This is a genomic window from Rhodopirellula halodulae, assembly GCF_020966775.1.
In the GTDB taxonomy this organism is placed as follows: Bacteria; Planctomycetota; Planctomycetia; order Pirellulales; family Pirellulaceae; genus Rhodopirellula; species Rhodopirellula halodulae.
Window position 1 is genome coordinate 1,267,080 of the sequence record NZ_JAJKFV010000029.1, and the last position, 23,904, is coordinate 1,290,983.

Here is a 23,904-nt window from a genome sequence, read left to right on the forward strand (position 1 = left end):
TTATCTTTACGAGACGATCCGCTCAATTTTTTGTTGCTGTTGCACCCTTTCGTGAAAGGATTCTCATGAAGACTCGCATTCCACTGAGCAAGGCTGAGGAAGAAGCCCGACTACGCCGCGAGCGTCTCGATCTGAGCATTGCGGAGATGGGTCTGACCGTTCGCACGACGAACTGTTTAGAAGAGACCGGCATTTTGACCGTCCGCGATTTGCTCAATGCAACGCCGCGTCGTTTGCTGAAGATCAGTAACTTCGGCGAGAAGACTTTGGAAGAAGTTTACGATGCGTTGGAGCAACTCGGTTTCTATCGTCCCGGGCGTCAGCCTGTGTCGACCGACAACTAATCGTATCGGCAGTCTTACGTGAGACGATCCTGGTCGAGAACGTTCTTGCGTCCCTGGAGCAAAAAGAGGGGACGCCGTTCGCGAACGGGGGCAATGCGTGGCGTTCTGGGGGAATTGGCCTTTTACTTGGGGCTGATTTTGCTGGGCGTGTTTGTGTTGGCATTGGTGGTGGTGTCGTCTTTCATGATGCCGCACATCAACCTCAATTTGCCGGAAGAGGCACGGCGTGTTCTGGAGTTGGAATCCAATCTGACTCAGGGCGGCAATCAGTGGGGACGCTGGGTCGTCGCCATCGTTTCCGTTGCTTCGATTGCTTCTGGCGTCACGGGTTTGGCGTATCGGTTGTTGCATCTGGGGTTCAGCCAAGAACGACTGTCGGCTGGAAAGAAGCGAGCCATTGATGAAACGCGGTCTCTGGCGGGTCGCGATTCCATCGCCGAAGAAAGCCTGCGAGGGCGAGACGCCGATTGGGAGTTACAGGACTTTCCTGAATTACCCACCGTCCCCAAACGGCAAATGCTCAACGAAAGTCCGGGTGAGCGTCTGGCATATCGGCTGGCGTCTGTTTCCACGGGACGAATGAGCTTGTTCGGGACCGCGGCTTTGGCGTTGGGTTGGAACAGTTTGTGTTTGGTGCTGCTCGCCGTGGTGGTTTCCGGTTGGTGGTACGACATGCCGCGGCCCATCCTGGCGATGTTGATGGTGCCCTTTTCATGCGTGGCGGTTTGGTCACTGCGAGTGTTCTTGAAACAAGTTCGGCAAATCGCTGGCGTGGGGGCGACGGTCGTCGAGATCAGTGACCACCCGTTGCAGCCCGGCGGCCAGTACGAGCTGTTTGTCTCGCAAATGGGCAAGATGCGGCTGAAATGGTTGAAAATTGAGCTGGTTTGCGAGGAAGAGTCGTTTTTTCGCCAGGGAACGGATGTTCGTAGCGATCATCACGTCGCAATGCGGCAAGAATTAGTCAAGGAAAAGTCGGTGCGTGTTGACCCTCGGGGGCCCTGGGAGCAACAATTGACCTTCGAGTTGCCCGACAACGTGATGCATTCGTTCGCAGCGACGAACAACGTTGTCCGCTGGCGACTGCTCGTTTCAGGAGAGTCCCGTCCGTGGCCATCGTTCTGCCGAAGTTTTCCACTGCTCGTCCATCCCCCGCTCATGTCGCCTCCCGACAGCCCGCGGTGAATGTGGCGGTCTGCCGTGACGATGGCTTCTACGCGGCAGGGTCGTCTTTGAAAGCCGGTTGGCGCATCAGCCGGATCGACTGGGAAGAGCTTCAGAGTGTGGAGCTGTCCGTGCTATGGCATACCGAGGGCAAGGGCGACGAGGACCTGGGGGTTCATTACTTCCAACGCTATGACCGTTCGGACTTGCAGCAAATCGAACTGACCGAACGGCAGGAAATCAATTGCACGCTGCCCGCATCGCCTTTGAGTTATCAAGGGCACCTCTTGCAGATCCAATGGAAAATTCGCGTGCGAGTTTTCCTGGCCGATGGACGAGAGATCGTTGCCGAGCAACCGTTTTACTTGGTGGCACACCAGCCCGAAACGAAGAGCGAATCCACCACCGACGTCGTCGAGCTCACTCAGCGACCTGATCGCCCTGCCAAGCAATCCTTTGCGGCGAAGCTACCGTCTGTGATCTCCCGATTCCGAGGGCGACGCCCCCGAGTGTGATGCGTCTTGGTAGTGGGCCTTTGTGACGGGCCTTTGTGACGTTTGACGCGACATCGCTGTTTCTTGCCGGTGCGATCCGTTGTGACCAAGGTTTCCCTCAACCCGTGGCTTGGTGATGGTGGTGTAAACTGTGTGCCTATTCACACGTTTTCGCCGCATTGAAATCAATCGGTGGAACTGAAACGAGTCTCATCTGGTTTGAATCTGTCATGTCGTTCGCTCGGGTTTGTTGGTCGGTGGGGTTCGTCGCTTTGTCCATTGGCGGTGGCGAGGTGCTCGCTCAAGAACAACCTAAGCCAGCGGAGACGCTCGGCGTTTGGCCGGACCTAGCACCGGGGGAAGATTCGCGTGACGTTGGCGAGCCACTTCCCTTTCGCGAAAGCGAGAAGCCGCAAGTCACTCGGTTGGTGGATATTCGTCGTCCCACCTTGGATGTGTTTCCCGCTTCGGAGCCCAACGGAACGGCAGTGGTTGTCTTGCCGGGCGGTGGATTCGGGAAGGTCGTTCCAGACAAGGAAGGTTCGGAGTTGGCACCCTTTTTGAACCGGCTCGGGATCAGCGTGTTCGTGTTGAAGTATCGAACCAATGAGAATCGTGAGTCCGGCGAACCTTCTTGGAAACGGCCAGCTCAAGACACGCAACGTGCACTTCGACTGATTCGTCGCCAGGCATCACGATGGCAGTTGGATCCGAGCCGCGTCGGGTTGTTGGCTCTGTCTGCCGGCGGGCAGGTTGGTGCGATTGTTCATACGGCGGACCAGCCATTCTACGAATCTGTGGATGAGATCGATGCTGAATCGATCCATCCTGATTTTTCGATGTTGATCTATCCATGGAAGATTTTGGATTCATCGGGTAAGCAGTTGCTCAGTGAGATCAACGTCACGGAATCCGCTTCGCCGGCGTTTTTGGTCCACACGCATGACGACGCGTCATCCGCGGTCGGGACTGCGCTCCTGTACATCGAACTGAAGAATGCCGGCGTGCCTTCTGAATTGCACGTTTATCAAAATGGTGGGCATGGATACGGGCTCCGCGAGCAAAAGGGCTCGGTGATTTCCACCTGGGTTGACCGTGCAACCGATTGGTTAATGATTCGCGGTTTGGGAAAGCCTCGCTAGCCACCCCACCCCCGATGGGCGTGTTATTTGCGTTGTGTTTTGTTGGGTGCGAACAAATCGGCTTGTTAAAATGAGGGGATGAATTCGATTCCCTGCTTCCGAAACATTTCTCTGACTTCACGCTTGAATTGTGTCTTTCTCGCGATCGCGATCACCGCGTTGACATCGCCCGAAAACAACATTCGAGCCGATGAATTCGCGGCGGAGGTGACGTTTCGTGAGCAATTGCAACCGCTGCTTCGTGCCTATTGCTATGACTGTCACGGCGTCGACGACGGCGAGGGTGGAGTGGCTTTGGAGGCTCACTCGACGGCAGGTGATTTGATCAAGCACCGCGACCAGTGGATGCGGGCTTTGGCGCAGGTTCGGTTGGGCACGATGCCGCCCGCCGATGGGGAAGTGATGGAGCCTTCCAGTCGCACTCGGATGATTGACCTCATCGATGAATTAGCCAACGCGATTGACTGCGTTCAAAATCCCAACGCGGGCAAGGTGGCACTGCGTCGATTGAACCGAGCCGAGTATCGCAACACGATTCGTGACTTGGTTGGTGTGGACTACTCGCCCGCGAATGATTTCCCCGGCGACGATGTTGGCTATGGCTTTGACAACATCGGCGACGTTTTGTCGTTGCCGCCATTGCTGATGGAGAAGTATTTGGACGCGGCGGAAGCCATCATGGGCGAAGCGATTTTCACACCGCCACCACCGGCGTTATTCGAGGTTGATCGCGACGCGGCGTCATTGATCGGTGCGGACAAGTTTCGCGGTGGATCCAGTTTGGCCATGGCGTCCAATGGGACTGTGTCGTTGCAGTTCGACGCACCATTCACAGGGACCTACAAAATCATCTTGACGGTGCATGGGGATCAGGGCGGTGACGAACCCGTGCGGGCAGAGGTCGCATCGGGCCGTCGCACGATTCCTCTGGAGATTCCTGAGAGCGATCCAACCGAAAAGACGGTGGCGTTCCGTTTGGGGAAAGGCAAACGCACAGTCGATATCTCGTTCTTGAACGATTACTACGTGAAAGATCAGATCGATCGGAACTTGCATCTGCACCATGTTCGTGTGGAAGGCGAGGAGCTGCGAAGCACGTTCGTCCCCTCTTCCGATCTGCCAACGTCGCACAAGGTCTTGTTGTTTGACACGCCCGGGAATGCGAATGAATTTCGAAATTCTGCTGCGGCGGTCCTCGGTAGATTTGCGAGTCGTGCCTATCGGCGACCCGTTGGCCGATCCGAAATGCAGCGGTTGGTCGAACTCGCAGAATCTGTGCATGAGAATGGCGGAACGTTCGAAGAAAGCATGCAGGTTGCGATGCAGGCGGTGCTGGTTTCGCCTTACTTTCTGTTCCGAGTGGAGCGACCGCGTGAGCCGAGTGACGACGGCGTGATGCCGATGATCAATCAATACGAATTGGCAACTCGAATTTCGTACTTCCTATGGAGCAGCATGCCAGATGACGAGCTATTGAAATTGGCTCATCAAGGAAAGTTGCGTGACCGGCGAGTGTTGCTCGAAAAGGTCGGACGAATGATCAAGAGTCCGAAGGCCAGCCGTTTTGTGAACAACTTTGCATCGCAGTGGTTGCAACTTCGCAATTTAGACATCGTGCAACCTGACACAAAAATCTATCGCGGGTTCGATGATGAAGTTCGCGATGCCATGCGAATCGAAACGTTGATGTTTTTTTCGGAAGTGATGCGTAACAACTTTCCGGTGACCGAGCTGTTGCAGGCGGACTTCACCTATCTGAATGAACCGTTGGCCCGTTTTTATGGAATCGACGGGGTCCGTGGAAACGAGTTTCGAAAAGTCTCGCTGCGTGGGACTTCACGTGGCGGTTTGCTGACGCACGCGAGCGTGTTGACGGTGACCAGCAATCCAACGCGAACGAGTCCCGTCAAACGAGGCAAATGGATTCTCGACAATTTGTTGAACACGCCACCGCCTCCCGCGCCGCCAAATATACCGGAACTGGAAAAAGGTCCGCTGGTTGGTTCATTGCGTGAGCGAATGGAACAACACCGTTCCAATCCAGCCTGCGCGGCGTGTCACAACATGATGGATCCGTTGGGGTTTGCGCTGGAGAATTTTGATGCGGTGGGACGTTGGCGAACCAAAGACGGTCGCGATTTGATTGATGCCAGCGGGGCGATGCCAGATGGGACGACGTTCCACGGCATCGACGGTCTGCGGGAGCTGCTCGCGACGCAGCGCAATGATCAGTTTGTGCGCTGCGTTGCAGAGAAGATGTTGATCTACGCATTGGGTCGAGGCACGGAATACTACGACAAGTGTGCGTTGGACAAGATCATGGCGGAGGTCCAATCGCATGATTACAAGTTTGCCTATCTGATTGCCGCTATCATCGAAAGCGATCCGTTTCAAAAACAGGGGTACCGGGAACCATGAGTCAATCACCCAAAACTCTTTCGCGTCGAACCGTCTTGCGAGGCGCCGGAACCGCGATTGCGCTGCCTTGGTTGGATGCCATGAGTCCCAGTCGTCTGTTGGCGGCGACCTCATCGGATGGTTCACCGCCTTTGCGGATGGGGTTCTTCTATGTGCCCAACGGAATGCACATGCCCGCATGGACACCCGGGAAAGAAGGTGCCAATTTTGATTTGACGCCGACGCTCGAAAAGTTAGCTGATCATCGCGAGGATATCTCGGTGCTGTCTGGGTTGACCTTGGACGGCGCGCGAGCCCACGGGGACGGTGGTGGAGACCATGCCCGCAGTGTGGCCGCGTTTCTGACGGGGGCTCATCCGAGAAAGACCAACGGGGCGGATATCCAAAATGGAATTTCGGTGGATCAGGCGACGGCTCAGTATGTCGGCGACCGCACACGATTCGCTTCGTTGGAGTTGGGATTGGAAGCGAGCAGCCAAGCCGGCAATTGTGACAGTGGTTACAGTTGCGCTTATGCGTCCAACATGTCGTGGCGAGGGCCGACCAATCCCATGGCAAAAGAAACGGATCCGCGTGCGTTATTCGATCGTTTATTCGCGGGGCAAACCGTAAAGGAAACTCGCCGGGCCAAGAGCGAACGCGAAAAGTACCGAAAGAGCATTCTGGACTTTGTGGCTGAGGACGCGAAACGGTTGCACGCACATTTGCCGATCGTCGATCGACGCAAATTGGATGAGTACTTGTATGCCATTCGGGATGTCGAAAAGCGTTTGGACGGCTCGGAAAAGTTGGGGCTGAATGAGGAAGGTGTTCCTGACTATCCACGTCCCAGCGGTGTGCCTCGTGAGTTGGCTCAGCACAGCGATTTGATGATGGACATGGTGGCACTTGCCTATCAAACCGATAGCACGCGGATCTTGTCGTTCATGTTCACTAACGCGGGTAGCAATCGGGCTTACAAAGAAATTGGTGTCAACGAAGGTCACCACGAGTTGTCTCACCATGGAAAAAGCGAGCACAAGCAAGCCGAGATTGCCAAGATCAATGCCTTTCATGCGGAACGGTTCAATTACCTGTTGGGGCGATTGAAACTGATTCGGGAAGGCAACGGTTCTTTGTTGGACCATTGCATGATTGTGTATGGCAGCGGAATCAGCGACGGTGACCGGCACAATCACGATGACTTGCCGATCCTGTTGGCGGGGAAAGGTGGCGGACGGATCCATTCAGGCCGTCATGTTCGGTACACGAACGGAACGCCGCTTTGTAATCTTTACGTTTGGATGATGAAGCAGATGGGAGCTGACGCGGAACGATTCGGCGACAGTCAGGGCGTCTTGCAAGGATTGGGGTGACCTGCGTTGCAACAAGCGTTATGGATGGCAAGGCGAACGCTGCCATTGGTCCTGATCGCAATTGGGATCGCTGGGTTGATCAGCGGACAAGGAGTGGTGTGGGCGAACCAGACCATGGCATCCGTCCGCGAGGCAGGGCCGCCCGCATTTGTGCTGGTGGGCACTTTGGCAATGTGCTTGTTTGTGCCCAAGACCTTGGTTTCGATCGCGGCCGGGTCCGTGTTGGGTTTCTGGGTCGGCGCACCCACGCTGACGGCGACCGCGTTCGTTTCCGCTTGGCTGAATTATCAGCTGGGACGATGGTCGCTGGCGGAGACGAGACCCAACCACTCCGTTGACGCCGAGAGTTTGCCGGATGCGGGATCGGACTCGATTGACGCAAACGCCGGTGAAGGAAAACGTTGGAAAGAGACCCTTTGCGAAATTCAATCGATCGCTCGCGATGCTGGGTTGGGATTGCATCTTTTGGTGCGATTGTCACCCGTTCCAACGACCATCATCAGCTATTCGATGGGGGCCTCGCGATCACGCCAAGTGCCCTATCTGTTCGCCGCGCTGCTGGCCACGGTTCCTCAGTGGTTGTGGGTTCAGTGTGGTGCGATGGCCAAAGAAGCGGTGACCGTCAGTGACGGGCCGTGGGTCACACGCTGGGCGGGATTGATTCTATCGGTGCTTGCGGCGGTGGTTCTGTCCGTTTGGGTGCCGCGGCAAATTTGGCTGCATCGCTCGCAAAGGTTGGCGGTCGCCAAAGAGGCGGTGTAGAAGCTTGTTAGGCTCTGACCGCGCATCGAAAAAAGGTCCTGAGTGATTCAGGACCTTTCGGTTGGGGCGTTTGCTTCACGCTAGTTGCCGGTGCGAGGTCCCGCGGATCGAGCGTGATCCGGGACTTCAGCAAACTCAGGCAGCTTGAGCGGCGTTCTTGATCAGGGTGTTCAAGCGGCTCTTGGTGCGAGCGGCGGCGTTTTTGTGGATCAAGTTCTTCGCAGCGGCACGGTCCAATTTCTTTTGGGCGGCCTGGAATGCGTCCTTCGCAGTTTCCAAATCGTTGTTGGCAACGGCGTCGCGAACACGACGAATCGCGGTTCGCATGTTGCTACGAGTGGCACGGTTCAACAAACGGCGTTTTTCGTTCTGACGCAGACGTTTCGCGGCGCTTTGGGTGTTTGGCATTTCGCTCGGAGTGTCCGGCGGACACGCTGTGATAGGGAATGGTTCGAATGGGTCAAAATTTGGAATCGAGGAGTATGACGTCCGATCAGCCGACTGTCCAGGTCAACGGAGAAGATCCATAATCATGTTTTCCGCACGTTTTTATCGCCAGAAAGCCTGATTTCGTTGACTTCTGAATCACTTCCAACTGAAAGAACCCCGGGATATGTGGCCCTGGTGGGGGCCGGACCCGGACATCCGGGATTACTCACGCTGCGTGGACAGCAGTGCCTGCAGGAATGTGACGTGGTTCTTTACGACGGGCTGAGCAATGCGGAAATGTTGGTTCACGCACCCCAGGCGGAACACACCTGCGTCGGGAAGCACGGTCAGACGCGGATTTGGAAGCAACAAGAGATCATTGACGAAACGATCCGGCACGCCAAAGCCGGGAAACGCGTGGTGCGTTTGAAAGGCGGCGACCCCGCCGTTTTCGCCCGTACCAGCGAAGAGGTGAACGCTCTCAAAGCCGAAGGCATTCCGTTCGAGATCGTTCCTGGAATCACCGCCGCACTCGCCGCGGGATCCTTTGCCGGGATCCCCATCACTCACCGAGGAATCGCGTCGGCTGTGGCGTTGGTGACGGGGCATGAGGAACCAGGGAAGACCGAATCTGATTTGGATTGGCCGGCGTTGGCTCGATTCCCCGGCACCTTGGTCATTTACATGGGTGTGACCACAGTGAAGCAATGGACCGATGCTTTGTTGTCAGCCGGCAAGGATCCCGCGACACCATGCGCCATTTTGCGGCGATGTAGTTTGCCGGACCAGCAAAAGATCCAGTGCCGACTGGCCGAGGTCGCCGGACATCTAACTCCCGCCAGCAAGTTCCGGCCCCCGGTGATCACCATCGTTGGCGATGTGACGGGGCTGTCGGATTCGATGGACTGGTTCAGTCGTCGGCCGCTATCTGGAAAGTCGATCTTGGTCACGCGACCCAAAGATCAAGCGGATGGTTTGGTCGCTTCGCTATCGGAGCTGGGGGCCAACGTCGTAGTCCAGCCAGCGATTGAAATTTCGCCACCGGATGATTGGTCCGATGTGGATGACGCCATCGATCAATTGCCCACGTTTGATTCGTTGGTCTTCACCAGTCGAAATGGCGTGCAGTTCTTTTTAGATCGATTGCTGGTACGCGGTCAGGATTTGCGATGTTTGGCCGGAGCCAAGATCGCGGTGGTTGGTGAAGCGACCGCCGCGGCGTTGGCGAAGTATCACATGCGAGCGGACTGGGTGCCGGATGTCTTCGATGCGGACGCGTTGCTCGAAACCCTGTCGTCGCTGAATCCTCTGCCGAGCAAGACTTTGGTCGTTCGAACGCAGCGTGGACGCGACGTCATTGCAAACGGTTTGCGAGACTTAGGAACAACGGTTCGCGAAATTGTTGCCTATCAAAATCGCGATGTGACGGCGATGGACGAAGGGACTCTGGCGAAGCTGAAGGACCAGTCGTTGGATTGGATCACGTTGACCAGCCCCGCAACCGCCCGAAATGTTCATCGGTGGTTTGGTGATGAGCTGCCGAGCTGCAAGGTTGCCGTGATTAGTCCGCTGACAGCCGAAACCGTTCGCGAATTGGGATGGCGTGTCGACGCGGTTGCTCAATCGGCGACAATGGAGTCTTTGGTTCAAGCCATTCTCGAAGTGGAAGCAACATGATCCCGAAACGCTATCGCCAAATGCATGCCGATCATCCTGAGTTCATGCGTGCCTACGAAGATCTCGGCAAGGCTGCTCGTGAGTGCGGTCCGCTCAGCGAACGTGAAATCGCTTTGGTGAAATTGGCGATCTCGTTGGGAGCGGGCCTGGAGGGCGCCGCCCATTCGCATTGTCGCAAAGCGATGGAAGCCGGTTGCTCGCCCGACGACCTCAGGCACGTCGCGATGTTATCGGCCCCAACGATCGGCTTTCCGACCATGATGCGAGCCAAGTCGTGGGTCGAGGATGTGGTCACTCCGAAAGAGAAGTGACGTGGTTGGATCCATCGCTAGAGTGTGACCCAGCCTGGACGATTGGGACGCGTGCCGCGCTGGCGGTGGGTGGCTTGCAGGGATGGCATCCACAGAAGGTGTTGAGCGATGGTGATCAGGGATTTTGGATCGATCGGCTTGAATAAGCAGTGCGTTGGCGCGGAAGCCAGTTCAGTCTTTTTTTCCAGGCCCGCCCACTTCGACTCCGCCAAAAGCACCACGGGAAGTTGCTGAAAGGGATGCGTGTTGCGAATGTGTTCGATGGTAGCGAGTGCTTCCATCGGGGCATCGCCCACATCCCAAACGAGCAGATCAATTTCGGATCCTTGGTGACTCGACGGTGGTCCATATTCACCGGGAATCTCGTGTTTCTCGTCGACCCGATTTTGAACCGAGTCATCCATGTTTCCTAATTCGACGGGAGCCAAATGAAATGCCTTCAAGACCGCTTCGATTCCTCGCGCACAAATGCAACGCATGCCTTCGTGATGAAGCACACCGGCGGTCGCCAGCAGCGACAACGGTTTCGCATCGGCGACAACGACGGTGGACGTGTGTTGTTGGCGCGAATTGGAGGTCTCTTCGCCGCGTTGCTCGGCAGCGTGGTCGGAAACCGATTTCGCGGGGGGCGTTGGCGGTCCCAGTGATGCTGGCGGTCGGAAATGGGAATCGGGGCTCATGATGTGTCTTTTCGTGGGAGACTTCCGTGCAAAACCGACAGCGTTCTCCAGTCGCAGACAATCAATAGGTCACGACAACCGCGACGGCGATGCGAACTTTGCAACTACGCAATTTCCGCTGTCGGTCGCAAGATCAGCCCTCGCGTGGGAAATTGTCTTTCGGTAGCACGTTTGGCTTTGTTACGGTCGACCCATGATTGGTGAATACAAAATCAACCGAACCACGAGAAGGTGCAGCGTTGGCGATCGCCCGCTGGAACCAGGCGAGGTTTATTACTCCGTGGTCACCGAGGCCGATGAGGACTTCAAACGAGTCGACATCGCCGCGGATGCATGGACCGGGCCCCCAGAAGATGCGATTGGTTGGTGGAAGAATCGCGTTCCTCGAGCCGAAGAGAAGAAACGCGAAATTGCACCTCCCGAAGTGCTGGTGGAGTTGTTGCGATCCATGGCGGAGCAACCCGCGGCAGCCAAAAGTCGATTCTTGCTCGCATTGTTGCTGCTTCGAAAACGGCATTTAAAGACCGTCGACCCGCCCACATCCGGTTCGCCGATGGGGGCACCGCAATCCGATCAGGAATTGAAGTCGACCAACGAAGCGACCGCCGGCAATTCGCCGCCTCGCGAAGTGATGTTGCTGCAGTCCAACGTGGATCAATCGACCATGGAAGTGGAGGTCGTTGCGATCGCCAGTTCCGAGGCATCGCGATTGCAAGACGAATTGATCGACCTGATTTATCGCGATGTCGACGACGTTCCAGAATGAAACCGAATGAGAACGGAATGCTCATGAATGCTCTTGCTGCCCAGGCGATCTCGCCAAACGCATCTTCAGCCGTTCGCGTGAAGCGGTGGTCGCCAAATCGCATGGCGACAAAGAAGCAGTTGGCTACCTGGGCATCGATCCGTTCATGCTGCCTTGGCTTTTTGATTTTGGTGAGCCTGGGTTTGGCCAACGGATGTGTGCGGACCGTGTCGAATGTTCCTTTCGCGGCGCCACCTGTGGTGCTGAACGCGACGCCGAACTTGCAAGAGTTGGCAGCGGCCGTCAATCGGACCGACGCGGTTCAACAACTGTCGACCAATTCCGCCAAGGTGGATGTGTTGTCGATGCCCGCCGTGCCGAAGTTGAACGCCACCGTCAATCTGCAACGTGAAAAACGTTTTCGCATGAAGGCCAGCGTGCCGATCATCATGGGAGCCGGCATTGATCTTGGCAGCAACGAAAACGAGTTTTGGTTCGAAGTGCCGGACAACATGACTCAGACCTTGTACTACGCCAATCACGACCAGTATTCGCGTCAATTGAACCGAGCAATCTTGCCGGTCGATCCTTCTTGGCTGATCGAAGCCATTGGTTTGGCTCGTTTGGACCCGGCGACGGTGCTGAGTGGCCCCGTGATTCGAAGCGACGGACTGATTGAAGTTCGTACTTCCTCCCCCACACCGTCAGGCGTTTATCAACGCGTGTTGTTTATCGAACCTTCGGGCGGATACGTCACCAATGTCTTTCTCTATTCGCCGGATGGCCGGCAAGTTGCCAAGAGCATTGCATCGGATCACCGGTTCAATGAGACCGTCAATGTGGTGCTGCCGCACCGCGTGAAGGTGGAGTTGTTCCCAGCAGCCGGGCCTCCTTTGGCAATGCAATTGGAAGTCGCGTCGTACACGGTGAATCAATTGCTATCGGGTGATCCAGAACTGTTCACCATGCCAACCACGACCACGACAAAAGTGAACTTGGTGGAGATGGCAGGCATGACATCGGTGAACGGGTTTGCTAGCGGAGGCAACATCGCGGCTGGGGGGCCCGTCACCGGATACAGCTCCGCGACGATGGGGCCGATTGTCCCCGCCTCCGAGGCTCCCTGGACTCGTCCACCTGGTATGCCGGGGACGGCCGCCGCCTATTCCGCCAATGCACCCACGGGGCCTCCAATGCGTGGGATTCGGTACGAGTGATGCCCAAAGCGGATTGGCGAAGCCGTCTCCGACCAACGTTGGCCCGAAATTCGCTCTTTTAGGTCGCCTGAATCAGATCGGACTTTGTCGTTGCCAAATTGGCATCTGCACGGTCCAATTCGATATGCAAATTAGTATCCAGGTGGGCTCGAATAGGGACGCATGAGCGACCGCGAAAACGAAATGGCGGCGAATGCCGACGACGGGGCCGGAAAGAACGGCGAGCAAAATGCGGAAGACGCAGAGTTGCTGAGCGTTGAGGCGACGTCTGGCGATGTCGTCTTGGGATTCGATCATGCATCGACCAAGGTGAAGTCGTTTCCAAACTCGCCCGGCGTCTATCTGATGAAGGACTCCGCCGGCGTCGTGATCTATGTCGGCAAGGCCAAGAATCTTCGTTCCCGCGCGGGCAGCTACTTTCTGAAGGCCGCCAGTGAGGACGCTCGGACGGCGGATTGGATCGGCGACATTGCAGACATCGATTTCGTTGAGTGCGAAAGCGAGGTCGACGCTCTGCTGATGGAGTCTCGGTTGATCAAGGACATACAGCCGAAGAACAACAAGGAGCTGAAGGACGACAAGTCGTTTCCTTATTTGATGATCACGACGCGAGATGAATTTCCTCGAGTCGAAGTCACCCGAGAGCCACAGTCCAAGGGCGTGAAGCTTTATGGCCCTTTCACCAGTGCCGGTGCGCTGCGTGGCGCGATCCAGGTGATGCAGCGGATCTTTAAGTTTCGAACATGTACGCTGGACATCAGTGAATCCGACGAACGTTGGCAATGGTTCCGGCCTTGCCTATTGGCCAGCATCAACCAATGCACGGCACCCTGCAATTTTCGAATCAGCAAAGAAGACTATCGACGAGACATCAAACGTCTGCAAACGTTCTTGGATGGCGGAAAAACCAAGTTGCTGCGTGACATGCGGAACGAGATGAAGGCGGCCAGTCAATCGCTGGACTTCGAACGGGCCGCCGTGCTGCGTGATGAGATTCAGATGATCGAGCGCTTGGAAGAACGCGGCGAACTGGACACGCATGCTCAACCGGAGGTTTTCTACATCGATCCGCAAAAGGGATTGGCGGGTTTGAAAAAGGTGCTCGGTTTGTCCGAAACGCCACGCGTGATCGAAGGCGTTGACATCGCACATTTGGGTGGGAACGAAACGGTTGCTAGTCTCGTCCAATTCATTGACGGCCTGCCGTTCAAACCGGGGTATCGACGATTCCGCATTCAAGAAGTCAAAGGCATCGACGATTTTCGAAGCATCTACGAAGTCGTCTCGCGACGTTTTCGTGGGCTCTCGGATCGGCAAGAAGCGTTTCCTGACATCTTGTTGATCGACGGCGGCAAAGGCCAATTGAACGCGGCGATGGCGGCGTTTCGAGATCAAGACATTCAGCCGCCGACGGTGATCAGTCTGGCGAAACGAGACGAGGAAATTTTCCGGCCCGGCAATCCCGAACCGCTAAGATTGAGCAAGAGTGCGTTTGCATTGCGGTTGCTGCAGTACGTTCGCGATGAATCTCACCGTTTTGCCCAACATTACCACCACATTTTACGTAGTAAATCCAGCCTTCAGCGGTGAACCTTTCCAAGTGCGATGGGTCCGTACTGAGAGTAAAATGGTGTTTGGCAACACCCCCAAATGTTTCTGAGCCCACATGGTTCTAAGCCTGTTCGGCCCTAGACTGAGCAAACACTTCACTTCGAGTTTCACCTTCAACCAAAGGTCCTTTCCCCCTCGTGTCAGATAAACACATCACCCTGCACGACGATGCCCCCGAACGCAGCATTTTGGCGCGTTTGATTTTGCCGGACACCGTGGTCGAAGAAGATCCTTTGGAAGAGTTGCACGGGTTGGCGACCACATCCGGAACCCAGGTGGTCGATGAGCTGATTCAACGTCGATCGACGCCTGATCACTCCACGTACCTTGGCAAAGGCAAAGTGGAAGAGTTGCGATTGATGGTCGAGCGTCATGAAGCGGACGTGGTGATCTTCGACAACGATTTGACACCTGCGCAAACTCGCAACTTGGAAAAGAAAACCAATGCGAAGGTGATCGATCGTACGGAGTTGATCCTAGATATCTTTGCCGCCGGAGCACGCACTCACGAATCTCGCTTGGCGGTCGAGTTGGCCCAGCTCGAGTATTCGCTGCCGCGATTGAAACGCATGTGGACTCACCTCTCTCGTCAATCGATGGGCGTGGGGATGCGTGGGCCCGGTGAAAAGCAATTGGAAGTCGACCGGCGATTGGCGCAGAAACGAATTCACGACCTGAAGACGGAACTCAGCCGTGTGGAAGCTCGGCGTGAACGCCAAGTCGCCGCTCGTTCGGATCTGCCAACCGTTTCGCTGGTGGGTTACACCAACGCGGGCAAGAGCACTTTGATGAACGCTCTGACCGCGGCGGATGTGATGGCGCAAGACAAACTGTTCGCAACGCTTGATACGCGAACGCGTCGTTGGCATCTGCCGGATTGGGGACATGTGTTGCTGAGTGACACGGTCGGTTTCATCCGAGACCTGCCGCACTCGTTGGTCGCCAGTTTCAAATCGACTTTGGAAGAGACTCGGCAAGCGGAATTGTTGTTGCATGTCGCGGATGCGAGCAGCCCGCAAGTATTCGAGCAGATCAGCGCTGTCTATCAGGTTTTGGAAGAACTTGAAATCGAAGCCAAGGACACGCTGCTTGTGCTGAACAAGATCGATGCGATCACCAGCCCGCGTGTGTTGAATCGGGTGCTGGATCGTTATCCCAACGCCATTCCCGTGAGTGCGAAATCGAATTCCGGTTTGTTGCCGTTGGCACAAGCCGTTGGCGAAGCCCTGTCGCGTGAATTCCTGGACGTGGAAATTGATGTGGCTCATCACGACGGGAAACTGTTGTCGTTTCTGTCTGCCAACGGGAAAATCGAATCGCGTGAATTTGGAAATGATCACGTCACCGTTCGAGTTCGCATGCCCGCGGCCGCGATGGGAACCGTGCATCGTTCAGCACTTCAGGTGACACCAACGACGCTTGAAATGTGGAAGCAATCAGCGTCCGATGATGCGGAAATATCCGCTGCTGAAGGTGCCGATGAGTCTGCGGAACGATCTAGCGACGTGGCCTAGAAATGCCGCTGCCTTTTCAACAGGTATGGAGCCCTGAAGATTCCGTCGCGATTGTCACTGGTGCCAGCAGCGGGATCGGATGGGAGCTGACGCGATTGTTGGTCGCCGAACGTTCGCACGTGATCGTGGTCGCACGTCGCCGCGAACGATTGTTGGAGTTGGCGGAAACCAGCGGTCATCCCGATCGCGTGCATTTGGTGGTGGGCGATGTGACGCAAGCTGGCACACGCGACGAAGCGATGAGCCTAGCCGATGAATTAGGAAACGGCGGGCTAGATTTGCTGGTCAACAACGCCGGTGTCGGAGCCATCGGTCCCTTCGCGAAGGCCTCGGCGGAACGCATGCGAAAGGTCATGGAGGTGAACTTTTTTGCTCCGGTGGAATGGACCCGTGCCGCACTGCCTCGATTGCGATGTGTTGCGGAACGCGGAAAGCGTTCGGTGGTTTGCAACATCGGAAGTGTGTTGGGCCACCGAGCCGTTCCGGACAAGAGTGAATACTGTGCTAGCAAGTTTGCCTTGCACGGTTGGAATGATTCACTGAGAGCCGAATTGATTCACGATGGCATCGGAGTGACGTTAGTCAGTCCAAGTACAACGCAGAGTGAATTTTTTGACGCGTTGGTGGACACAGACCCGAATCAGAAGTCCAAGAGCATTGGCAGTTGGCCACCATCGCGAGTGGCAGCCGCAACCTTGGATGCGATCAAACGTGGTCGTAGCGAGGTCATCCTTAGCTTGGGCGGAAAAGCTTTGGTGTACGCCGATCGAGTTTCGCCACCGGTGATGAATGGCATTCTTGCCAAGCGTGGCGACTGACGTTCGTCATGACCCTCAGTCGACGACCAGAGATCACTCACCGCAGCTTCGCGATTCAGTCGCCGTAGTTGGGATAGTACCCATCGTAGTACGGAGCCACCGGATAGGGCGTTCCGCGACCAGACGGATACGGGGCAAATTGGTTTGTTCCCGCTGCTGGATTCGGTCGATGCCAATGGCCTGGATGCGGCCACTGGCTTGACCCCGACCCTGAACCAGAATCTGGACCAGTACTTGACCCGGGTGGACCGGGTGGTGGTGCTGGGGTGCCCGGCGGATTGGTTCCGGTGGGATGGCCCGGCTGCCCCGGATAACTTGGCTGCCCTGGATAAAACGGATGGTTCCAACCGTATCCAGGTCCCACGCCAATGTTCAGACCACCATACGGCTGACCCCAGTTTGCATAGGGGGTGCTGTAAGGCCGATAGGGAAAACGCCACTCGCCGTAGGGCCGGACTGGATCACCCCATTCTTCGACGCGATGGTAGTTGTCCGCAGACTGGCCGTAGGCAAGCGTGCTGCGGTAATGCGTGTAGCCACCGGTGCGAAGCGGTTGTGAGACCGCCGTGGTGGGAGTTTCAATTGGAGCGAATTGAGTGACTCGTTGACCCGTTGCGACGTCATGCGTGTAGGTGCTGGGCAGCGTCAACCAATCCATTGCGAACAAATGGGAAGGGCACGCAAGCAACACGACCGCGAAAGCAATCGCGGGCAGGGACAGCGAGAATGGGTCGGGCGATTTCATAGTCGCCAACCTAGTTCGCATTTTGCAACCGGGTCGGCATTTCAATCAAAAAACGCAACGTGCGTTTCCGGCCAGGTCATCTCAATCGACACATCCCCTACAACCCGAACAAACTTGCCTCTTTGATCAGGGTTGCAGATTGAAACGGGGCTGGCGACTTCTTATTAACTCGCTCTCGTAGGCCCGGCGAACGGTCAATCTTTTGGCGGGGGAATCGGCGGGGAACGCGTGTAGCTCCAGCGTGACAGGATTGGAGCCTTTGCCACTCAGCACACCAGCCAAGCCGTCGTTGTGGCTGCCGCGAAGATGTTCGCCGATGCGATCGCGCAACCGAACCGCTTCGCCGATGTACAGATAGCCTGTGAGGTCTCGGAACAAGTAAACCCCCGGTGTATTGGGCAGCGAGTCGAGGTCCAATTCCTGCATTGGATAAGTCGAAACCGTTCGGTCCCAATCGGCGACCCGTAGCACCAGTTCCGGTTTCAACCGTCGCGATTTCCTCAGTCGCAAAACGGCACGTCGAACCGTCTCCGCTGAAATGTCGCTGGACAACCGCTCTGCTTCCCGTTGCAGTTCATTTCTCCAAACGGGATTGCAAAGAACATCATCGATCATCGCATCATGCCGATCCAATACCGTTCGAATCGCGATCTCGGCCGTTGGAATGGCAGCTTGAATTTCATTGGTGGGCACCTGAGAACGTTTGGTCGTCGGCACGTCCAGCCGACCACTCTTGCGTAGTTGAAGCAACTTCCGAAGTGCGATCATTTGGCGATCAGAGCTGAGCTCCGGATCGATCTGCAGTTCCTTAAGGAAAGCACTTCGAAGTTCATCCTGAATCAACAATTCATCGCTGCTGTAGCCCTCATGCGAATTTTGAAAGGCTTCGCGGATTTTGGTTGAGCTTAGGTCGATCGTTTTGACGACATGTGGCGAGACTGTGGGTGGTTTCCCGGTTGATCGGCTCTCGGTCGAAGTCGCTGCTGTCTCCTGCGAAACGGCTTTGAGCATCGGCATCGCTAGCAGCGTTGCCAGCACGTAGGCCTTCAATGGACTGATCATGTGAAAAGAATCCGATTGGGAAATAGAAACGCGTTGAGGTGATTCTAACAATCATCCGCTGTGGACCATGACGCTCACATTGCGTCCCGCGAAACCAGGCGTTTGCATTCCTGCCAGCTACCGCCGGTGACGATACCGACGAAGAATCTAGCATTTGGTTCGCGGCATGAGGCCGCAGCCCACCCCACAGGTTCTGAGTCCCCAGCGTTGAAGAGCGTCAATCCAGGGCTTGGAGAAGCGTCAATTGGAAACGGAGTTCGCCACCCATGACAAGAATCAATACCAATGTATCGTCGCTCGTTGCCCAGAACCGATTGCAGGCGAGCAACAGTGACTTGCAAACGGCATTGACTCGATTGAGCACGGGTTTGCGGATCAACAGTGGGGCCGATGACCCGGCAGGTTTGATCGCCAGTGAGGCATTGCGAAGCGAGGTGACCAGCCTCGGTCGAGCCATCAGCAACACACGTCGTGCGAGCCAAATCATCAGCACCGCCGACAGTGCCTTGGGTCAGGTCAGCAACCTGCTCAACGATGTTCGCGGTTTGGTGGTGGAAGCCGCGAACAACGGGGCGTTGTCCAAAGAAGAGATCGCTGCAAACCAGTTGCAGATTGATTCGTCATTGGAAGCGATCAACCGAATTGCTCAGACGACCACCTTCCAAGGCCGCAAGTTGCTCGACGGTTCGTTGGATTTCGTGTCCACCGCCGGCGGCGTTCAGTCGATTCGTGACATCAACATTGACCAAGCCAATTTGGGCATCACCGGTCAAATCGATGTGGAAGTGGTCGTCCAGTCGGCCGCGACGCAGGCTTCGATCACCACCGGTGGATTCAGTGCGGCCGCCCAAGCGACTACCAGCTTCGGCACCGCAACCTCCGTGGACATCAATGGCGAGACCATTGATGTGTCGGGACCGGACGGTTTCGCAAGCATCGCATTCGTTGACGATATCAACAATTCCAACACCGGCGCCGTCGCTTACGATGAAAACACGGGGGTCTTGACCGTGACCGGAAACTTCACCGGTGATTCGGCCAACCCAGGGGAAGCCGACGCCGACGCCAGTGCCGTTGCCATTCAAGGCTTGATTGACGCGTTGGATGGGTTTGCCGCTTCCGGGACGGCCGTGGCGGGGACGCCAGCCGCACCGACCGGAGTCACCACCGACGTCGCATTCCAGATCGATGCAATCGAGTCTGGATCAGAGTTCAACAATGTGCAGATCGAATTCGTCGACCTGAACGATGGGACTGCGGATGCCGCAGCGACCGCGGCGTACGACGACGAACAGAAAATCCTGACGGTGACCTACAACTCGCAAGCCGCCACGCCGACCAACCGAGATTTCGCCGCCATCTCAACTGCGATCGATGCGGTTCAGGATGACGACGGCAACAACTTGTTCACCACGACCAACAACGCGGGGGCCAATCCCTTCGTGGCTCCGGCAAGTCCGCTGACCACCGGCAACTCCGGCGGAGAAGTGTTGCTGGACGACTTGGTGTTTCAGTTAAATGGAGCCGATGGAGCGGAAACCTTCAACTTCGCTGGTGGAACGGGACAGGACCAAATCGCCGCCGCTATCAACTTGGTCAGTGACAGCACCGGAATCACCGCAGACACCGACACGGGGGCTTTGCAATTCACTTCGGTGGCCTATGGAACCGAAGCACTCATCAACATCGACGTGATCAACGAAGGCGGTTCGGGAACGTTCGAAACCTCTTTGGCCGTTTCGCGTGCCACGGGCTTGGACATTTCCGCAACCGTCAACGGTGTGGAAGCCAATGGTCGTGCCAACACGCTTTCGATCAACACATCGTCGTTGGACCTTGAGGTCACTGTCGACAACGGAAGTTCGACCAACTTCTCGTTCTCGATCACAGGTGGTGGAGCTTTGTTCCAGTTGGGACCCGACGTGACCAGCAACCAGCAAGCTCGTTTGGGCATTGGAAGCTTGAGCACGGGGCAGCTTGGCGGAGCCACCGGGCGACTGTATGAGTTGGGCAGTGGCCAGGCGAAGAGCTTGGTCAACGACGTCAACGGTGCAGCGTCCGTGATCGATGAAGTCATCGACAAAGTCACCAGCCTCCGCGGGCGATTGGGTGCGTTCCAAGCCACCAGCTTGGAGAGCAACTTGGTCAGTCTCAACGAGACACTGGCGAACTTGGAAGAAGCTGAAAGCTCGATTCGCGACGCCGACTTCGCGCAAGAATCCGCGAATCTGACGCGAGCACAGATCTTGGTGCAGTCGGGAACCAACGTGCTGTCGCTGGCGAACCAGAACCCGCAAAACGTTCTGTCCTTGCTCGGATAATCGAGCTCTCTCTGGTCCAGGCAATCCTTTCAAAAACGCCATCACGTCGCCTTCATCGGTGGTGTGATGGCGTTTTTTTCGGTCGTCTCGAAAGGCCGTGGCCATTGCGGCGTCAGCTTTTGCCGTGATCGATGGATCAGATGTAGAACATCGGTTCGGTCACGTCTTGGCACTCGCGCACCACGTCGCCCAAGCGGACACGAGCCAATCTGGCTCGCGATTCTTCCGCTGCTTCGTTCCATCGACGCTGGAGCGCCTGTTGGGCTTCCGAGGCGGGTTGATCCGCTCGGTCCGTGGACTCGGTGCAACCGATGGCTTCCACGATGTCGAGCAGCGTAATCGAGTCCGGGTCAACCGAAAGCACATACCCACCTTGGGCGCCGCGAACAGCTTTGACCCAGCCGGTGGACTTCAAGGTGCGAAGAATTTGTACCAAGTAGGGACCGGGAATGTCGTGGCGGCCAGTGATCTCAGCCGAACGAACCGGTTGCCCTTCTTTGCTGTGCATCGCCAAGTCCATCATTGCCAAACAGGCGTAATGAACCGCTGCATTGATGACCATGCTATGTCTCTTTGAGCTTGGTGGAATCGACCGCGATCAATCCGAAGTGTGCAAACCACATTCGGTCTTTTGGAATCCACTCCAGCGACCTGCGCGTTCGTCTTCGCCCAGTTGGACGGGACGTGTGCAAGCTTGGCATCCAATGCTCGGATACCCTTGGTCGTGCAAGGGGTTGTAAGGAATGTTTTCTTTGAAGATCAAAGACCAAACGTCTTTCTTGGTCCAATTGGCCAACGGGCTGATCTTCACGAGTTGAAACTTCTTGTCCCAACCAACGATCGGGGCTTTCGCACGGTCTTCGCTTTGATCGCGACGAATGGCGCTGGCCCACGCATGCCAACCGCTGGCGGCACGATGGAGGACGCGAAGTTTTCGTTCAAAGCAGCAGCGGTTGGGATCCGTCTTGTACAGCGGTCCGCCGTGCTCGGCTTCGAATTCTTCGACGGTGGTGTCGGGATACTTGTATTGAACTTCGATGCCGTACCGTTCTTTCACGCGTTCGCGAAGTTCTAGAGTTTCTTTGAATTGATAGCCCGTCTCGAGATTGAACACGGGAGTTTCGGGGGCAATGGTCGACAACATGTGCAGGATGGTCATGCCTTCCGGACCGAAGGCCGTTGCCATCGTGAATTTGGGAGCAAAACGATCCGCTGCCCACTTCAAGATTTCCTGTGGTGTTGCCGACTCCAACGCATCACTTTCGCGTTTCAGCTCAGCCAGAAACTCCTCCGTGGGATGCAGTGGTGGATCGGCTGCCAATGCCCCCCGTACGTTGGGGATGCCCTGAGAATCGACGTCCGTTCCCTTGGCGGCCTCGTTGTGGGCAATTTCCGCAGGGCTCAGCACACGGAGCGACGGTTTCGCGACGTTGCTGGGTTGCGCATCGGCTGCGGAACCGTCCTGCGTACTCGAGGCGGAAGACGATTGAGGAGTGACAGAACTCGGGTTTGTCACGGCGGGCTCGTTCATTCGGATAGACATTGTCGACTCATCTCCAGACCAAAAATCACGGTCTGTGTGACGTTGGAAGTACGAAACCTTACAAACATGATCAGGATGGTCAAGTATCCCCATCGGCCGCCATTGCACTCAGCTTGAGGCGATTGGAATGGTTCCGGCTGAGTTTGACGTATAATTCAAAAAAGCCGTCCCCAATGGTTCTCGCGACGCCCGTACGCGGGAATCTCTTTTCTTATCCGTGACGGAGGCTCCCGTGACCCAATCGAACTTTTCGCCGTTCAATGACGATTTTGCTCGTCTGGTCAGTCTCGCTGCGAGCAGCATGAGCAAATGGTGTTGCTGGACGGCTGCGGTGGCCGCGATGAGTCTTGGGTCCGTGGCCGCAGACACGGTGACGCTGAACAGCGGCGGTCAAATGACCGGGAAAGTTCGCGAGGTCGATTCGGCGAAGAACCCCTACATCCTGGTGCAGGTGGATTCCGAATTGTCGGTCGCGTTACCAAAAGCCAATTCGCGTTTGGTGGTGTCCGATGAGAAACTGCAGGAATACCGCCAACGCGTTGTGAGGGCGGGGTTGGACGGTCAAGCTCACTACGAGCTGGCCTCTTGGTGCAAAGAAAATGGCTTGCTGCAGCAGCGCCAGTATCACCTGCTTCGCACCATCGATCTGATACCGGATCATGCCAACGCTCGTGCGGCCCTGCGTTATGTGGAACGGGATGGCAAGTGGATCTTGTACGAGGAATGGCGGCGCTCGCAAGGACTCGTGAAAGACCGCAAAGGTCATTGGGTGTTGCCCGAAGTGATCACATGGCGGTCGTCCTCCGACGAGAATGACAAGACGGCCAAACGGTGGATCAAAACCATCAAGCAATTGCTCGCCAAGATTCTTCGCGGCGACAACGAAGCGATGGAAGAACTGATTGCGATCAGCGATCCGCTCGCATCGCAAGCGATGGCGAAGGAGTTGGTGGATTCGCAATCCAAAGGGACCGCTTGGCGTCCCGTGCGAATGGTGTGGCTGAAAAAACTGATGGAGTTCCGAACGGGCCCCGCGGTCGAGGCCATCGTGAAAACAGGCTTGCTGGAGCCGGACGATGTTGTTCGCGAAGAGGCATTGAAATGGCTGCAGACGAACGAAACCGGATCGGCCATCGCGACCTACATGCCTTGGCTCAAGAGCAACAGTCCGAAACAGGTCAAAGCCGCCGCTCGTGCGTTGTCGTACTTTCCAAACCCAGAAGCCGCCTTCGCCTACATTGATGCGTTGGTCACGATCGAGAAGAAAGCACAGCAAGTGGGCGGTGGCACCCAAGCCGGATTTGACAACACCGGCAGCGGAGGCTTCTCGCAAGGAAGCAAACAGGTCGTCGTGAACAAACCCCATCGACATCCGGAGGTCTTGCAGTTGCTTCGTGCGATCGCACCCGATGTCGACTTCGGATACGACAAGTCAGCGTGGAAGCAATACTTTGCAGAACTCAGGTCACCACCACGATCGGACCTGCGTCGCGATTCTTGATGCTTTCGTGGCAAACTTTGAAAAGCTTGTGACAAACAAAAAACGCGTTGA

22 protein-coding genes are annotated in these 23,904 nt (G+C 56.2%); 16 read left to right on the top strand and 6 right to left on the bottom strand.

The genetic code is table 11. The features are described from left to right. Positions 1–65 precede the first annotated feature (65 nt). From LOC70_RS17560 to LOC70_RS17590, 7 genes are all read left to right on the top strand, one after another. Positions 66–344: a DNA-directed RNA polymerase subunit alpha C-terminal domain-containing protein gene (locus LOC70_RS17560; RefSeq protein ID WP_230255290.1), complete on the top strand. Its 279-nt coding sequence runs from the start codon at positions 66–68 to the stop codon at positions 342–344. Positions 345–437: 93 nt separating this feature from the next. Next, entirely contained in the window at positions 438–1,529 is a 1,092-nt protein-coding gene (locus LOC70_RS17565) for a hypothetical protein (protein ID WP_230255291.1), read from the top strand. Positions 1,530–1,531: 2 nt separating this feature from the next. Next, positions 1,532–2,023 carry a hypothetical protein gene (locus LOC70_RS17570; protein WP_390889081.1) on the top strand — a complete coding sequence of 164 codons (492 nt, stop codon included), beginning with the start codon at positions 1,532–1,534 and terminating at the stop codon, positions 2,021–2,023. A gap of 209 nt (positions 2,024–2,232) precedes the next feature. After that, entirely contained in the window at positions 2,233–3,144 is a 912-nt protein-coding gene (locus tag LOC70_RS17575; protein WP_230255293.1) for an alpha/beta hydrolase, read from the top strand. 78 nt (positions 3,145–3,222) lie between these two features. Further along, positions 3,223–5,562 carry a DUF1592 domain-containing protein gene (locus LOC70_RS17580; RefSeq protein ID WP_230255294.1) on the top strand — a complete coding sequence of 780 codons (2,340 nt, stop codon included), beginning with the start codon at positions 3,223–3,225 and terminating at the stop codon, positions 5,560–5,562. Next, positions 5,559–6,917, top strand: a complete 1,359-nt coding sequence (locus LOC70_RS17585; protein WP_230255295.1) for a DUF1552 domain-containing protein — start codon at positions 5,559–5,561, stop codon at positions 6,915–6,917. The genes LOC70_RS17580 and LOC70_RS17585 overlap by 4 nt, the downstream gene beginning before the upstream one ends. 24 nt (positions 6,918–6,941) lie before the next feature. Continuing rightward, on the top strand, positions 6,942–7,679 hold the full coding sequence (locus LOC70_RS17590; RefSeq protein ID WP_230255296.1) for a VTT domain-containing protein: 738 nt from the start codon (positions 6,942–6,944) through the stop codon (positions 7,677–7,679). A 135-nt stretch (positions 7,680–7,814) separates the two neighbouring features. Here LOC70_RS17590 and rpsT read toward each other — a convergent pair whose 3' ends face one another. Next, the gene (rpsT, locus tag LOC70_RS17595) at positions 7,815–8,087 is read right to left on the bottom strand and encodes a 30S ribosomal protein S20 (protein WP_230255297.1); all 273 of its coding nucleotides are present in this window, start codon (positions 8,085–8,087) and stop codon (positions 7,815–7,817) included. 207 nt (positions 8,088–8,294) lie between these two features. Here rpsT and cobA point away from each other — a divergent pair, with 207 nt between their 5' ends. Both cobA and LOC70_RS17605 read left to right on the top strand, forming a co-directional pair. Continuing rightward, positions 8,295–9,785, top strand: a complete 1,491-nt coding sequence (gene cobA, locus LOC70_RS17600) for a uroporphyrinogen-III C-methyltransferase (protein WP_315857310.1) — start codon at positions 8,295–8,297, stop codon at positions 9,783–9,785. Beyond that, positions 9,782–10,096 carry a carboxymuconolactone decarboxylase family protein gene (locus LOC70_RS17605; RefSeq protein ID WP_230255298.1) on the top strand — a complete coding sequence of 105 codons (315 nt, stop codon included), beginning with the start codon at positions 9,782–9,784 and terminating at the stop codon, positions 10,094–10,096. Before cobA ends, LOC70_RS17605 begins: the two co-directional genes overlap by 4 nt. A gap of 17 nt (positions 10,097–10,113) precedes the next feature. Here the strand turns inward: LOC70_RS17605 and LOC70_RS17610 are convergent, their stop codons facing one another. Beyond that, positions 10,114–10,776, bottom strand: a complete 663-nt coding sequence (locus LOC70_RS17610) for a hypothetical protein (protein WP_230255299.1) — start codon at positions 10,774–10,776, stop codon at positions 10,114–10,116. A gap of 193 nt (positions 10,777–10,969) precedes the next feature. Here LOC70_RS17610 and LOC70_RS17615 point away from each other — a divergent pair, with 193 nt between their 5' ends. The 5 genes from LOC70_RS17615 (at position 10,970) to LOC70_RS17635 (ending at position 16,681) form a co-directional block, all read left to right on the top strand. Continuing rightward, the gene (locus tag LOC70_RS17615) at positions 10,970–11,542 is read left to right on the top strand and encodes a hypothetical protein (protein ID WP_230255300.1); all 573 of its coding nucleotides are present in this window, start codon (positions 10,970–10,972) and stop codon (positions 11,540–11,542) included. A 23-nt stretch (positions 11,543–11,565) separates the two neighbouring features. Then, positions 11,566–12,738: a hypothetical protein gene (locus LOC70_RS17620; RefSeq protein ID WP_230255301.1), complete on the top strand. Its 1,173-nt coding sequence runs from the start codon at positions 11,566–11,568 to the stop codon at positions 12,736–12,738. Between the two features lie 162 nt (positions 12,739–12,900). After that, complete coding sequence (locus LOC70_RS17625) at positions 12,901–14,328, top strand: excinuclease ABC subunit UvrC (protein WP_230255302.1); 1,428 nt, start codon at positions 12,901–12,903, stop codon at positions 14,326–14,328. A 158-nt stretch (positions 14,329–14,486) separates the two neighbouring features. After that, entirely contained in the window at positions 14,487–15,863 is a 1,377-nt protein-coding gene (gene hflX / locus LOC70_RS17630; RefSeq protein WP_230255303.1) for a GTPase HflX, read from the top strand. 2 nt (positions 15,864–15,865) lie between these two features. Continuing rightward, a complete protein-coding gene (locus tag LOC70_RS17635) occupies positions 15,866–16,681 on the top strand; it encodes an SDR family NAD(P)-dependent oxidoreductase (RefSeq protein ID WP_230255304.1) in 816 nt (271 codons plus the stop codon). A 55-nt stretch (positions 16,682–16,736) separates the two neighbouring features. On the opposite strand, the gene LOC70_RS17640 is transcribed toward LOC70_RS17635, so the two are convergent. Then, the gene (locus tag LOC70_RS17640; protein ID WP_230255305.1) at positions 16,737–17,426 is read right to left on the bottom strand and encodes a hypothetical protein; all 690 of its coding nucleotides are present in this window, start codon (positions 17,424–17,426) and stop codon (positions 16,737–16,739) included. 126 nt (positions 17,427–17,552) lie between these two features. Then, a complete protein-coding gene (locus tag LOC70_RS17645; RefSeq protein WP_230255306.1) occupies positions 17,553–18,488 on the bottom strand; it encodes a GIY-YIG nuclease family protein in 936 nt (311 codons plus the stop codon). A gap of 266 nt (positions 18,489–18,754) precedes the next feature. Between LOC70_RS17645 and LOC70_RS17650 the strand changes: the two genes are divergently transcribed. Continuing rightward, entirely contained in the window at positions 18,755–20,809 is a 2,055-nt protein-coding gene (locus tag LOC70_RS17650) for a flagellin (protein WP_230255307.1), read from the top strand. 136 nt (positions 20,810–20,945) lie between these two features. Here LOC70_RS17650 and LOC70_RS17655 read toward each other — a convergent pair whose 3' ends face one another. Both LOC70_RS17655 and LOC70_RS17660 read right to left on the bottom strand, forming a co-directional pair. Beyond that, positions 20,946–21,371, bottom strand: coding sequence for an Rrf2 family transcriptional regulator (locus tag LOC70_RS17655; RefSeq protein WP_230255308.1), 426 nt, complete (start codon positions 21,369–21,371; stop codon positions 20,946–20,948). A gap of 36 nt (positions 21,372–21,407) precedes the next feature. Next, entirely contained in the window at positions 21,408–22,352 is a 945-nt protein-coding gene (locus LOC70_RS17660) for a phosphoadenylyl-sulfate reductase (RefSeq protein ID WP_230255309.1), read from the bottom strand. A 232-nt stretch (positions 22,353–22,584) separates the two neighbouring features. Between LOC70_RS17660 and LOC70_RS17665 the strand changes: the two genes are divergently transcribed. After that, positions 22,585–23,853: a HEAT repeat domain-containing protein gene (locus LOC70_RS17665; protein ID WP_230255310.1), complete on the top strand. Its 1,269-nt coding sequence runs from the start codon at positions 22,585–22,587 to the stop codon at positions 23,851–23,853. Positions 23,854–23,904 lie beyond the last annotated feature (51 nt).